This is a genomic window from Maribellus sediminis (assembly GCF_011799805.1).
In the GTDB taxonomy this organism is placed as follows: domain Bacteria; phylum Bacteroidota; class Bacteroidia; order Bacteroidales; family Prolixibacteraceae; genus Draconibacterium; species Draconibacterium sediminis_A.
Map to the genome: position 1 here is coordinate 781,255 of NZ_WXUB01000001.1, position 13,475 is coordinate 794,729.

Annotated in this window: 15 protein-coding genes; 7 read left to right on the forward strand and 8 right to left on the reverse strand. The window is 42.8% G+C overall.

What is annotated here, in order from left to right:
* Positions 1–14: 14 nt before the first annotated feature.
* The 3 genes from HFD85_RS03015 to HFD85_RS03025 form a co-directional block, all read right to left on the reverse strand.
* On the reverse strand, positions 15–677 hold the full coding sequence (locus tag HFD85_RS03015; RefSeq protein WP_240925003.1) for an AlbA family DNA-binding domain-containing protein: 663 nt from the start codon (positions 675–677) through the stop codon (positions 15–17).
* Between the two features lie 5 nt (positions 678–682).
* A complete protein-coding gene (locus HFD85_RS03020) occupies positions 683–1,558 on the reverse strand; it encodes a VIT1/CCC1 transporter family protein (protein ID WP_167605122.1) in 876 nt (291 codons plus the stop codon).
* Positions 1,559–1,670: 112 nt separating this feature from the next.
* Positions 1,671–2,117, reverse strand: a complete 447-nt coding sequence (locus tag HFD85_RS03025) for a GNAT family N-acetyltransferase (protein ID WP_167605123.1) — start codon at positions 2,115–2,117, stop codon at positions 1,671–1,673.
* 131 nt (positions 2,118–2,248) lie between these two features.
* Here HFD85_RS03025 and yjjX point away from each other — a divergent pair, with 131 nt between their 5' ends.
* Positions 2,249–2,782 carry an inosine/xanthosine triphosphatase gene (gene yjjX / locus HFD85_RS03030; protein WP_167605124.1) on the forward strand — a complete coding sequence of 178 codons (534 nt, stop codon included), beginning with the start codon at positions 2,249–2,251 and terminating at the stop codon, positions 2,780–2,782.
* Here the strand turns inward: yjjX and HFD85_RS03035 are convergent.
* The gene (locus tag HFD85_RS03035; protein WP_167605125.1) at positions 2,769–3,092 is read right to left on the reverse strand and encodes a NifB/NifX family molybdenum-iron cluster-binding protein; all 324 of its coding nucleotides are present in this window, start codon (positions 3,090–3,092) and stop codon (positions 2,769–2,771) included. The genes yjjX and HFD85_RS03035 overlap by 14 nt on opposite strands.
* A 48-nt stretch (positions 3,093–3,140) precedes the next feature.
* Positions 3,141–3,494: a carboxymuconolactone decarboxylase family protein gene (locus HFD85_RS03040; protein ID WP_167605126.1), complete on the reverse strand. Its 354-nt coding sequence runs from the start codon at positions 3,492–3,494 to the stop codon at positions 3,141–3,143.
* Positions 3,495–3,702: 208 nt separating this feature from the next.
* Between HFD85_RS03040 and HFD85_RS03045 the strand changes: the two genes are divergently transcribed.
* Together HFD85_RS03045 and HFD85_RS03050 are read left to right on the forward strand one after the other, a co-directional pair.
* Positions 3,703–4,167 carry an SPOR domain-containing protein gene (locus HFD85_RS03045; protein ID WP_167605127.1) on the forward strand — a complete coding sequence of 155 codons (465 nt, stop codon included), beginning with the start codon at positions 3,703–3,705 and terminating at the stop codon, positions 4,165–4,167.
* The gene (locus HFD85_RS03050; RefSeq protein ID WP_167605128.1) at positions 4,160–6,058 is read left to right on the forward strand and encodes an amidophosphoribosyltransferase; all 1,899 of its coding nucleotides are present in this window, start codon (positions 4,160–4,162) and stop codon (positions 6,056–6,058) included. The genes HFD85_RS03045 and HFD85_RS03050 overlap by 8 nt, the downstream gene beginning before the upstream one ends.
* A gap of 570 nt (positions 6,059–6,628) precedes the next feature.
* Here the strand turns inward: HFD85_RS03050 and HFD85_RS03055 are convergent.
* The 3 genes from HFD85_RS03055 to glsA form a co-directional block, all read right to left on the reverse strand.
* On the reverse strand, positions 6,629–7,324 hold the full coding sequence (locus HFD85_RS03055; RefSeq protein WP_167605129.1) for an NUDIX hydrolase: 696 nt from the start codon (positions 7,322–7,324) through the stop codon (positions 6,629–6,631).
* A gap of 2 nt (positions 7,325–7,326) precedes the next feature.
* Positions 7,327–8,286 carry a glycine N(alpha)-acyltransferase GlsB gene (gene glsB, locus HFD85_RS03060; RefSeq protein WP_167605130.1) on the reverse strand — a complete coding sequence of 320 codons (960 nt, stop codon included), beginning with the start codon at positions 8,284–8,286 and terminating at the stop codon, positions 7,327–7,329.
* A 141-nt stretch (positions 8,287–8,427) separates the two neighbouring features.
* Complete coding sequence (gene glsA, locus HFD85_RS03065) at positions 8,428–9,270, reverse strand: lyso-glycine lipid O-acyltransferase GlsA (protein WP_167605131.1); 843 nt, start codon at positions 9,268–9,270, stop codon at positions 8,428–8,430.
* Positions 9,271–9,644: 374 nt separating this feature from the next.
* Between glsA and HFD85_RS03070 the strand changes: the two genes are divergently transcribed.
* The 4 genes from HFD85_RS03070 to HFD85_RS03085 are packed head-to-tail and all read left to right on the forward strand — an operon-like array spanning position 9,645 to position 13,475.
* The gene (locus tag HFD85_RS03070; protein WP_167605132.1) at positions 9,645–10,100 is read left to right on the forward strand and encodes a division/cell wall cluster transcriptional repressor MraZ; all 456 of its coding nucleotides are present in this window, start codon (positions 9,645–9,647) and stop codon (positions 10,098–10,100) included.
* 8 nt (positions 10,101–10,108) lie between these two features.
* Positions 10,109–11,011, forward strand: coding sequence for a 16S rRNA (cytosine(1402)-N(4))-methyltransferase RsmH (gene rsmH, locus HFD85_RS03075; protein ID WP_167605133.1), 903 nt, complete (start codon positions 10,109–10,111; stop codon positions 11,009–11,011).
* A 40-nt stretch (positions 11,012–11,051) separates the two neighbouring features.
* Positions 11,052–11,363, forward strand: a complete 312-nt coding sequence (locus HFD85_RS03080; RefSeq protein ID WP_167605134.1) for an FtsL-like putative cell division protein — start codon at positions 11,052–11,054, stop codon at positions 11,361–11,363.
* A gap of 3 nt (positions 11,364–11,366) precedes the next feature.
* Positions 11,367–13,475: a penicillin-binding protein gene (locus tag HFD85_RS03085; RefSeq protein ID WP_167605135.1), complete on the forward strand. Its 2,109-nt coding sequence runs from the start codon at positions 11,367–11,369 to the stop codon at positions 13,473–13,475.

The following is a 13,475-nucleotide window of genomic DNA, read 5'->3' on the forward strand; positions in this document are numbered from 1 at the left end:
TTGTTAAAATCCGATCAGGAAAATTTATCCAGTTCTTCTTTATCGAAATCATGATTCAGGCTGAAAACCGTCCCTTCTTCGGCGGTATGGATTTGAATAATATTGATTACCAGAAAATTGCTCAGTACTTCAGTTGCTGTTCGCCGTGGAATATTTGCCAGACGCATAAATTTTGAAAACGAAATATAGGTGTGATGTTGCAGGTAATCGATCAAGAAACGTTCGTCGTCAGAATAAGTAAAACAGATTCCCCGGGTGCTTTTTTGTTTCTTCCACGCCTCAATCTGAATGCGGTGGGCCAGAAAATTTTCATCAGCCACGCGAATATATGCAAGCCATTTCCCGTTTTCGTCTTTGGCAAAATAAGGTTTTTCAACCCCCGGTTCTATGCCAATTTCAAGCACGGTTTTTCCTTCAACCTGCCACTGTCGTGTTGTAAAATCGATAGCCGGTTTGCTGAAGATCTTAGCGGCCGATTCGATCATATAAAACTCTTCGTCGCTGCTGATGCCCGCAATTTTACCATTATCCTTTACCCCGATGAGCAAACGTCCGCCATCGGTATTGGCAAAGGCAACCAGCGATTTGGCAATTTTTTTCGAATCGTTGATGCAGTATTTAAAATCCTGCTGTTGGTGTTCGCCTTCTGCAATTAATTTATATAGATGAGTGCTCAAAATTCTTAAACTTCAATACCAAAAACAATGCGGGCCAGGTAACCCAGGCCAAACGAAATAAGGCCAACTACTGTACTTAAGGTAACCATTTCAACAAAACGTTTGCGGAAAGGTTGTTCGTTGGCCACCGAAATATAGAAGGTGAAAAGAAATACGATGAAGATCGAATCGAACACTGCCACGGCCAGACTCATAAACGGCGATTTAAAAATGAAATACGGCGCCACCAGGAAGATAACTGCAAAAACATAAGCAATTCCGGTGAAAATGGCCGATTTAACTGCACCGTCTTCTTTGCCTTCCGATTTGTTGGACAGGTATTCTGATGACGACATGGAAAGCGCACCGGCAATACCGGTAATAATACCCGCCAGCGCCACCAGTTTATTGTTTTGTAGCGCAAATGTAAGTCCGGCAAGTGTTCCAAGAATTTCAACCAGTGCATCGTTGAGCCCCAGAACGATAGAACCAATGTATTTTAACTGGTCCTCGTCAATCATGGCGATCAACTCTTTTTCGTGGTTGTTTTCATCCTGACTGATCTTGAGCGCTTCCGGAATTTCTTTGCCAATCTCTTTGTAGTTTATCTGGGCGCGTTCTTCGCCACGCTCCATAATCTTTAACCCGAAAGTCAAACCAAAAATACGTGCAATCCAAAAGTACTTTTTAATGTTCCAGCTACCTGGCGCAACTTCTCTCTGACTATATGATTTCCAGATGTTGTAATGCCGCAACTCATCTTCGGCAATTCGTTCCAATACTTCTTTATTTGCCGCTTTTTTTGTTCGTTTTGCGAGGCGCTTATAAATATGATATTCGGTAATTTCGGCCCTCTGCGCCTTTATAATCTGGTCGCGCACTAAAGGAGTCAGCGATTTCATGCGTTTAAAGTTGTTTTAAGTAACTTGAAAAACTCACACTGCTGTCAATTGACAGTGTGGTATTTGTTTCTAATTTACCTGATTTTTTGGAGTCCGGCCTTTCGCATCCGGATTATTTTAGCCATTCAAACGTAATATAATGATCCTGGTTCATTCCGAGGTTCTCGTATGTTTTGTGAGCTGCCAGGTTCGACTTGTCGGCGTATAAGCGAATTCCCTTCAAATCGTCGGAACTAAGCACCATGCTTTTTATGTGCGAATACATGCTGCGGTAAACTCCTCTCCGCCGGTATTGCGGCATTACATAAACCGATTGTATCCACAGTACCGTTCCGTTGCGCCAGTCGCTCCACTCGTAGGTAGTAAGTAATGAACTCACCACCTGTTTGTTGATTTCGGCCACATAGTAAATGCCCTTGTTCGGGTCCTCGAGCACAGCTTTTACTCCTTTCTCAAGCGGATCGAGATGTAACTCAATTCCTTCCGTTTCGTGTGCCATGGCCTGCTGAAATTCTACAATAGCCTGGTAATCATTCATGGTAGCTTTTCTGACTTTCATATTCATTCGATTTATACCTACGAAAATAGTAATTCCAATTCACAAACAAAGTGACAAAAGTCTGTGAGCGGGGCGGAATTATGGATTTGTGGTGCCTAAAAAATGCCTATTTTTCAGAAAAATTTAGGAGAATGCAAGTAATTGTGGCATCAAAGAATCCGGTAAAGGTAGAAGCGACCCGGAACGGATTTCAAACTTATTTTAACGATGTTAATGTTGAAGGTGCATCAGTTGAATCGGGTGTTGCCGATCAACCCATGAGTGACGAAGAAACACTGGAAGGTGCCCGCAACAGGGCGGCTAATGCTGCCAGGAAATTCCCGGAAGCCAATTTCTGGGTCGGTATTGAGGGAGGTGTTGACCGGAAAAATGAAAACCTGCTGGCTTTTGCCTGGATTGTTGTTTTGGGAAAAGACGCTTCAGGTGAATCGCGAACCACTACTTTTAGTTTGCCGCCTGAGGTAGTAGCCATGATAGACGAAGGTTATGAATTGGGACATGCCAACGACGTGATCTTTAAAAAACACAATTCGAAACAAAAGTCGGGGGCAGTTGGACTTTTAACTCAGGATAAACTTACACGGGCTCAATTGTATACACAGGCCGTTCAGCTTGCTTTAATACCAATAATTAATGAGAAAATGTACCGGCTTAGCGCTCGGTGATCCGGTCCATGATCTCTTCTATTTTAATACGTTCCTCGTGCAGCAATACCAATTGAATTTTTTCCTTTTCCAGTTTTTTGCTCACCATCGGGCCCACCTCGCCAGTGATAATTGAAGTAACACCCTCTTTTTGCAGGTATTCTACCAACCTGATTCCACTGTGTTCCTTTTCAATAAATTTATTTTCCTCAATTGAGAAAACGTTTTTTACCGGATCGAAAAAAACGATGTGGGCACATTTGCCAAAACGGAGGTCAAGAAAAGATTTTTCGGTTTTACCCGATGAAGTTATTGCAAACAGTTTATTCATTTTATGCTAATTAATCGACTATTGATAACAATTAAATCAGGAAAAAGATCAATCCTGAGTGGTATTGTTTAATTCCTCCCAGTATTCAACGGCTCTTCGTGTGTGCGGAATAACGATAGTTCCACCCACCAGGTTTGCAACGCCAAATACTTCGAATATTTCTTCGGTGCTTACTCCTTGTTCGAAACATTTCTCGAGGTGATATTTTACGCAGTCGTCGCAACGTAATACCATGGAAGTCGACAAGCCAAGCATTTCTTTTACTTTCGTACTCAGTGCTCCTTCCTGGTAGGTGAGTGTGTCGAGGCTGTAAATCCGTTTCATTACCTTGTTGTCGGAGGCCAGAATTTTTTCATTCATTTTAGCCCGGTAGGCATTAAATTCTTCTACTAGTTTTCCCATGTTGTTGCTTTAAAATATCCAGCTTAAAAAACCGTTACTTTCAATGTCGGGCACAAAGTTATTACTAATTATCAATGTAGAAAACCGGACGAAAAGATGAACCTGTTTTGCGCTATTTTATCCAAAGATTAACGTGTGGTACTTGTTGAGCAATGAATGCTTGTTTTATATGTTTTTGAATTATCTTTGCACCTTCAAGAGATGAACTATGAAGATTCTTTTTCTCTTTTTTATTGGATGTTTTGCTGTTGAGTTGGCTGTTGCTCAGGATTTTGACGGGAAGGAAATACAGCAGGATTCAGTGCAGGTTTCGCTGGTTGATGATCTGCAGGTAGAACGTGACGCGCGCCTCGACAAAATGTTGAAGTGGCACGTCGAAAAAAACAGGGAGAGAGAAGGACTGGATGGTTACCGGGTAGAAATTTTCTTTAGCTCGAATATGGATGCCAGAGAAAAAGCCCTCGATACCAAAGTTGATTTCTTGAAAGAATTCCCGGAATATCCTGTTCACATTAAATTTGTGGCACCTAATTTTAGGGTGCGCGTTGGCGATTTCAGGACAAAGAATGAAGCCTGGAAACTGTATAAACAAATTCAAAAAGATTATCCGACCGCGTTTGTAGTGCCGGACATTATTAATTTTCCTCAGCTGAAAGCGAATCAATATGAGTGATCAGATTAAACACGAGTGTGGAATAGCATTAATTCGTTTATTAAAACCTCTGTCGTACTATCATAAAAAGTATGGTACCTGGAAATACGGGCTTAACAAGCTGTATTTGTTGATGGAGAAACAACATAACCGTGGCCAGGATGGAGCCGGAATTGTATGTTTAAAAACCAATCTTGAACCGGGAAATCCGTACATCAGCCGTTTCCGATCGGTGGAACAAAATCCGATACAGAATGTCTTCGATAAAGTGAATAAACCGCTGAAAAAGGCGAAACGTCACGATGCAGACATAAACGATCCGGAGTGGGCTGAAAACAATTTCCCATTTGCCGGATCGCTTTATTTAGGACACTTGCGCTACGGAACATTCGGGAAAAACAGCATCGAGTTTACACATCCGGTAATGCGTCAGAATAACTGGAAATCGAGAAACCTGGTGTTGGCCGGTAACTTTAACCTTACCAATACCGATGAGTTATTCGATGTACTTATCGAGTTGGGGCAGCACCCAAAAGCCTATACAGATACGGTTACGGCACTCGAAAAAGTAGGGCACTTCCTCGATGAGGAAAATCAATACCTCTTTAGAAAATACAAGAACGAAGGATACAATAACGCCGATATTTCACCACTTATTGAAAAGAATCTGGATGTTCAGAATATTTTGGAACGTGCTTCAAAAGACTGGGACGGTGGTTACGCGATGGCCGGTTTAATCGGACACGGCGATGCCTTTGTTGTGCGCGATCCGTGGGGAATTCGTCCGGCACATTATTATTACGACGATGAAATCGTGGTGGTTGCTTCTGAACGTCCGGTTATTCAAACGGTAATGAATGTTCATCACGATGCTGTGAAGGAAATTGCACCGGGTGAAGCCCTAATTGTTAAGAAAAACGGACAGATCAGCCGCGAAATGATTCGCGTTCCGCACAAACGTAAATCGTGTTCATTTGAAAGGATTTATTTCTCGCGTGGTAGCGATAAATCGATTTACAACGAGCGAAAAGAACTGGGGCGTCTGATAACTCCTACTGTTTTGAAAGCAGTTGATTACGATTACGAGAATACAGTATTTTCATATATCCCGAATACCGCCGAAACCGCATTTTACGGAATGGTTGAAGGTATCAGGAATAACCTGGTTGACTGGAAAATTGAGCAGATCCAATCGAAGAACGGTTCACTCGACGACAAAGAGATCAAGCGCATTCTGTCGTTTGAACCACGGGTTGAAAAGATTGCTATTAAAGACGTAAAACTCAGGACTTTTATTGCCGATGATGCCAGCCGCGATGACCTTGTGGCACACGTTTACGATGTTACCTACGGTATTATCAAAAACGACAAAGATACGCTGGTAATTATCGATGATTCTATTGTTCGCGGAACTACGCTGAAAAACAGTATCCTGAAAATACTCGATCGTCTGCATCCGAAAAAAATCATTGTGGTTTCATCGGCACCGCAGATTCGTTACCCCGACTGTTATGGTATCGACATGGCCCGACTGGATAAATTTATCGCATTTAATGCCGCTATTGAATTGTTAAAAGATCACGGCAAAGAATCGATCATCCAGGATGTTTACAAGAAATGTAAGGAGCAGGAGAACCTGTCGAAAGAAGAAATGGTGAACTATGTTCGCGAGATTTACAAGCCATTTTCAGCAGAAGAAATTTCGGCAAAAATTGCTGAGTTACTTAAACCTGAAGATTGTAAAGCTGAAGTAGAGATTGTTTACCAGTCGATTGAGAACCTGCACAAAGCCTGTCCGAACGATTTGGGCGACTGGTACTTCACCGGAAATTACCCAACGCCGGGAGGAAACCGGGTAGTGAATTCATCCTTTATTAATTACGTGGAAGGCAAAGACGAAAGAGCTTATTAAGTTCAGAGTTTAGAGTTCAAGGTTCGGAGTTTAAAGAAGTTTTCAGTCGCAGTCTCAGTTTACAGTAGGAAAACCGGTGATTTATCGTGATTGTTAGTAATTTATTGTGATTGATGTCTCTGTAAATTTGACTATTCAAAACGACGAGTTTTCGGACACAGTATTCAGTTTTCTTTTTTGAATTCGCAATTTAACAATTTTGCAGTTTAGCAACTTTCAGGCTTGTCCAACCCATACTGGGTTGATGACTGCTGTTTAGTATGATGTTACTAAAATCCAATCCGTACCGGATAGCATTATAGGTCAACGCAGTATGCGTTCGATTTTAAGAGGGCAAGGCTTTAAGGAAGAACAAAACCCTGTAAGGGTTTGATAAAATAGAGTTTAAGCCCGCTCGAACGAATTTCATTCGAGTAGGTCCAGTGTCTCAGTCAGCAGTCTCATTTATAGCGTACAGTTTTGTATTCGGAGTTAACAATTATGCAATTCAACAGTTTTTCAATTTCACAATTTGGCGCTTATTTCATCTGCCTTGGAAAGTGATATTTCTTTGATACCGGATTCCGGAACTTAGAGTTCGAAATTAAGTCCTTTCAGGAGAAGTTCTTCGTATTTTGAAGTGTTGAATTTGTAGTAGAAAGCTCCTTTTTTCGACGTTTCTTTTTCCTTTTCTTCAAGTTTGTCGAGCAAGCCCATGGCGAGCACTTTTCTTCGGAAGTTACGTTTGTCGAAAGGTTTTTGGTAAATGGCTTCGTAAAGGCGCTGAAGTTGCGGAATGGTAAATTTTTCAGGTAAAAGTTCAAACCCGATGGGCTGTGTTCTTGCCCTGATTCTTAATTTACGCAGGGCCTTTGAAACCATATCGCCATGATCAAATATCAGCTCCGGAATTTCGGATAAGGGAATCCAGTAAGCGCCATGCTGTTTTACAAGTTCGCGGTCGTATTCGTTAATTTTGATCAATGACACATAGGAAACAGAAATAATGCGGCCTCCCGGGTCGCGATCAGGCTCCCCAAAAGCATAAAGCTGCTCCATGTATACATCTTCCAGCCCTGTAAGTTTTTCAACAATGCGTTTTGCTGCATCATCCAGACTTTCGTCCGAATTAACAAAACCACCCATTAAAGACCACTCGCCTTTGGCCGGTTCAAACTTTCGTTTCAACAAAAGCACCTTTAATTCATAGTCGTTTTCGTTAAATCCAAAAATGATGGAATCAACAGCAACAAGAATTTTCGGGTGTTTTGCGTAGAATTCTTTCATCGTTATTCAGGCATCGGGAAATCGTTGTCCTCTTTTCCCTTGATGTAAGTTTCAATATGGCGGTCGACCTTCACCTCGTAAATGTCTTTAATCGTGACAATTATCCCGGTTTCCAGTACATTTCCAAACTTTTCGTTTCTGATAGTACCAAACGTCTTCATCGAAGGCGACAAATTCATATAGGCATTTACCAGTGGAGGTACATTTTCTCCAAACTGACGCACACTCTGAATCAATATTTTGTAATCTTCAGAATAGTCCTTGCCGCAGAAAAGTTTGGCCATTGCTTCCATGTCGATATCAAATTCAACAGGATTTCTGGGGTAAGCAAGGTTTTCTTTATCGCGGAAATATTTTTTAAAGAAATATTGAATCAGGTTTCGGGCCTCGTTATGAAAGTGTTCGTACATCGTGATCTTGCCGAAAAAATATTTAATTTCAGGATGATCAACGGTAAGTGCTCCCAGTCCGTCCCAAAGGTTGTCGAGTGCAAAAAGTGCTTTTGCTCCGGCTTTGCTCGATTGGTATGCAGGTTGCACAAACGAGCGTCCCAGTTCCAGTGTATAGGGCAGGTAATTTTCTTTGAATTCTTTAGAGAAATAGAAAACCCTTGATGTTGCCATCATCACATTTCCTTCCTCATCTACCGGTGCATCGGCACACAACATGTAGCGATAACCGCCCAGAATTTCTTTCGCATCAGGATCCCACACAATCAACTGTTTGTATGGTTTTTCCTGTGTATCGTAGGTATCGATGTCGGTTTCCTTACCGGTGCCTCCTCCTGCATCGCGGAAAGTAATTTCACGTAAACGGCCAAGTTCGTGCATCACCGAAGGTGAATCGTGGGCCGTTACAATGTAAATTTCATTTCCTCCCTTATTGGTCTTTCTGAGCAGTTTCTCAGGAGTTAGCTCTTTATATATTTCTTCCCTCGGCAGAGGTTTTACAATATCTTTCATCTGTAATACTTGTTTTGTTTCAAAAACACTCAGATCTCACACAATTGTTTCAGGCCGTTTCGTTGTTTCCTCTTTTGGAAAAATGGAATACAAAATTAAAAAAATCCGTGTAAGGATGACACTTTACGTGTTATATTTCCATTACTTCGTATTTACGGGTAATTTATAAACTTGTTCCTTCACCCACGCAGCCCATTCACTGTGGCTCTTTCCCGAATCAAAAGTTGTGTACGGAATAGGTTTGCCAAAATAAAGGTGAACGTCCATATTTCGGTGACGGTAGGTCTCGTCGGGCAAAAGAAACATTTCCAGATTCCATTTTATACGAAAAAACTTCCTGATTTTCGCCAGCCTGTAAAATCTGTTGGTGTTATGCCCGCTAATAAAAACCGGGATAACGTCGCGTTTATGCTGAATGGATTTTGTTATAAAATGTTTTCTCCACTCCAGATCGGTAACTTTTCCTTTTACCTTTCTCGAAGCTAATCCATAAGGAAAGATCAAAACCTGGCAATCGGAGTTGTAGACTTCCGACAATTTACGGGCAGCATCACGTGCGTGTCCGCCATGTTTGTTTACCGGCACAAAAACCGGGCTTAGCTGAGGAATATTAAACAGGATGTCGTTGGCCAAAAACTTAAATTCACCAAGTTGTTTTTCAACCGTTTTCATCAGTAGCATGCCATCGAAACCGCCCAAAGGATGATTGCTGGCAAAAATGAATTTTCCATCCTTCGGAATATTCTCCAGGCCGTGCAAATGTTCCTTCACGTTAAACATTTCCACAACACTGTCAACAAAGGCTGTCCCTTGCAGGTGGCCGTAATTTGTAAGAACCTCGTTAATGTAATCGATATGAAGAATGCGATGCAAAAACCGGTAAATAAATCCCGGAATAAATTTCGCTATGCCGGGGCTTTTATCTGCGAATACTTCCCTGATATCGATAGGCTTAACCTTATTTTCTGCGCTGTCTCCTTTCATTCCCGATAACTTGACAAGGCAATTAAGCAAAAATCAGCCAATCTGTAAAATTTTGAATGCACTATTCTGACACTTTTTGACCCTGATTTAGTGTTGTGGAACGCAATGGTGTTTTGGTGTTTCGAGGGTGGAAGAATCCGGAATGTGATTTCCTGAGTTATTAACGGTTGTTTGTAAAATAGGGTGTTGATTTATTTCTATTGGTATTCAGCTGATTGGGTGAAATTATTTTTATCCGCTAACTCGTTGTTAACATGAAGTGAAAAGGTTATCAACAAAAAAGTGCAAAATCGTTGTGGAATGATTTGGAATAGAATGGCATAAAATGGAATAAAATTGTATTTTTACGCTTAAGAAAAAGTGGAATCTCATAAATGGCAACTTTTGCAGGACAATACAATGCTACGATCGACGACAAAGGGCGCGTTGTTCTTCCTTCGGCTTTTAAGAAAGCCATGGGGGAGATGCAACTCGATTTTGTTGTGGTTGAACGCAATCGCAGAAGTAAATGTCTTGATATTCACACGGTAGATGCCTGGAAAAAAGAGGTGGAAAAATTCAGGAACAAATTGAATCCTGAAACGAACCCGATGCACGATAAGCTGCTCCAGCTCTACTTTCAGAATTTTGTGCAGATAGGAGTTGCTGCCAATGGAAGGATTAATATTCCGAATGAATTTCTGGAATATGCCAGCCTTAAAGACAAGGTTACTTTCATCGGGATGCAGACTTCGATCCGACTCAGCGCTGCTGCTACTGCCACCGGTATGGAAGTATCGGATGCAGATTATCTGGAGCTTTTGAAACTGATTGATAAAAAAGAGGAATAAGACTGCCCATGACTGAGGTATATCACATACCTGTTTTGGCCAGAGAGAGTATTGAGGCGCTCCGGTTGAAAGATGACTACGATGTAATTGATGCAACGTATGGGGGAGGTGGCCACTCCCGGCTGATTCTGGAAAATATGAACGAAGGCAGACTTTTCGCCTTTGATCAGGATGAAGACGCTGCCGGGAATGCCTTAGAGGATGACCGGCTTTTTTTTATCAGACATAATTTTCGTTACGCAAAGAATTTCCTAAAGCATTTTGGAGTTACCCAGGTGGACGCAGTTTTTGCCGACCTGGGCGTTTCGTCACACGATTTCGATGTGGCCGAACGTGGCTTTTCATTTCGCTTCGACGGTGATCTGGATATGCGCATGAACCGCGATGCAAAAACTGATGCCGCGCAGGTGGTGAATGAATATCCCGAAGCTGAATTACAGCGCATTTTTGGGATGTACGGCGAAATTAAAAATGCGCGCCGTCTTGCTGCTGAAATTGTGAAAGCACGAAAAGAGCAGCCGATTAAAACAACCACGCAGCTTAAAGAAATTGCCTCGGCTTGTGCTCCAAGAGCCATCGAAAATAAATACCTCGCGCAGGTTTTTCAAGCTTTACGAATTGAAGTGAACGAAGAGATGGAAGCGCTGAAGGAATTCCTGGAAGCAGCGCTCGATCTGCTGAAACCGGGCGGAATATTGGCAATTATTACTTATCACAGCCTCGAGGATCGTTTGTGTAAGAATTTTATGAAATCCGGAAATTTTGAAGGCAAAATAGAAAAGGATTTTTACGGGAATGTACAATCGCCTTTCAAAGTGATTACCCGAAAAGTAATTGTTCCCGGCAAGGAAGAACTGGAAGCAAACCCGCGCTCGCGAAGTGCAAAATTGCGTGTGGCAGAAAAGATATAAAATGGCGGAGAAGAATAAAAATAGCAGGAAACGACCGGGAATGAAATCCCTTATCGGAGGAACGATCCTTACCGATGAGCGCATTTCTCGTCAGTTCCCGTTTGTGGTGATGTTGGCCATGTTTGGCCTGGCGCTGATTATGAACCGTAACTGGTCGGAAAAAACCATCCGTCAGATTGGCGATCAGCAAAAAGAACTGGAGGCGCTACGTGCAGAGCACTCATCTATTTCGGCCAAATTAATGGACGAAAGCCGCCCGTCGGAAGTAGCCAAGCGTGTTGAGGAAGCCGGAATTGGATTGTCGGAGCCTGTGCGTCCGCCCAAAAAATTAATTGTTGAAACTGAAGATTAGATAGTGGGAATCAGAAAAACCATATTGACCCGTTTTGCATTGGTGTATTTCATCCTCTTCCTTTTTGTGTTGGTGGTGATCGCTAAGTTGGTGTCTGTTCAGCAGATCAACAACGACCGCTGGCAGCAGATCGAGAAGAACCTCAGTGAAAACACGGTTATCGTTCCGCCGACGCGTGGAAATATTTGTGCCGATGATGGAAGTATTCTGGCTTCGTCGGTTCCCGGATTTTTTATTCGTATGGACCTGGCAGCTCCGGGCGTTAAAAAAGTGTTCAAAAACGAAAGCGATTCGCTGGCCTGGTATCTGGCCGATTTCTTTAAAGACGCTTCAAAAAACGAATACCGCCGACGATTGAATGCGGCCTACAGTGCCGGAAACCGGGGATTTCTACTCACACCCCGGAAAGTAGATTATATGGAACTTCAGGAAATTAAGAAGTTCCCGATTCTGCGTCGTGGTCGTTTTGCCGGAGGAATAATCATTGAGCAGGAGAACAAACGAATTAATCCGCTTGGTCCTTTGGCCTTAAGAACCATCGGTAGTCTGAATAAGGGAGAATACGAAGAAATTACCGGTCCGATTGGATATACCGGTTTGGAGCGTGCCTATGAACCATATTTGAAAGGACAAAACGGCGTGAGCTACCGGCAGAACTTAAGCGGGCGCTGGGTGATCCGTACCGAAATCGAACCTCGCGATGGCATGGATGTCATCACTACTATTAATGTAAAGCTGCAGGATATTGTTGAAAGTGCACTGTACAAACAATTGATAGAAGAAAGAGCCGATTGGGGAACTGCCATTTTAATGGAGGTGAAAACGGGCGAGATCAAAGCTATTGCCAATCTTGGCCGCGCCAACGACGATTATTACGAAAAAGATAATTACGCACTGGGCCACCGTGGCTGTTTCGAACCGGGTTCTTCATTTAAACTGGTTTCGTTAATGGCCGCTTTGGAAGACGGAGTTGTTGATACCAGCGACGTAGTTGATACCGGAAACGGAAAATGGCAAAGTAACGGACGTATTATCAGCGACAGTCACGCCGGCGGTTATGGGAAACTGACTGTAAAAGAGGTGTTTGAAAAATCATCGAACATTGGTACAGCCAAGATAATTACCGAGCACTACGCAAATAATCCCAAAAAATATGTCGACCGTGTGTACAGTTTTGGCGTGAACAAACCTTTGGGAATTGAAATCGAAGGAGAAGGCCGTCCCTATTTTAAATACCCGGGCGACGCCGACTGGTGGGGAACAACTTTGGCAAGTATGGCTTATGGTTACGATACCAAAATGACACCGCTGCAAATCCTGACTTTCTATAATGCCGTGGCGAACAATGGCCGAATGGTAAAACCGCACCTGGTGAAAGAAATCCGTGATAAAGGTGCGCTGGAAAAACGTTTCGACCCGGAAGTTTTAAATCCGATGATCGCTTCGAAAGAAACCATTGGCAAAGCGCAGGCCATGCTCGAGGGTGTTTGCGAACACGGAACCGGTACGCAGATTCAGGGCGAATTCTTCAAACTGGCCGGTAAAACAGGAACGGCTCGTGTTGCTACAAGCAGTTCGGGCTATACCAACGGCATGTACCTGGCTTCGTTTACGGGTTATTTTCCTGCCGACAATCCGAAGTACTCGCTGATCGTGACCATGAACAATCCCCGAAAAACGATATACGGAGCCTCAGCTGCCGGCCCGGCGTACAAAGAAATTTCGGAGCGTGTATTTGCCAGCCAGATTTATGCTGATCTCGATGAAAAAGATAATTCGGATGAATTGGAAACACCACAGGTGATCCGCGGGCTAACCAAAGATATTCTTGAAGTAGCCGAAGAACTCGAATTCAAAAATATTCAGGGTAAACCTGAAACTACACTGGCACATGTTGAGGCCAGCGAAAATCAACTGGTATTAGCCGAAGAAGAATTGCCTGTTGGCAAAGTACCCAACGTAGTTGGAATGGGCGCCAGCAATGCGGTTTTTGTATTGGAAAATGCCGGGTTAAAAGTGGTAATAAACGGAGTAGGAAAAGTAAAGAAACAATCGTTAAGAGCCGGAGATAACTGTCGCCCGGGACAAACGATTTATATAGCACTGGGATAG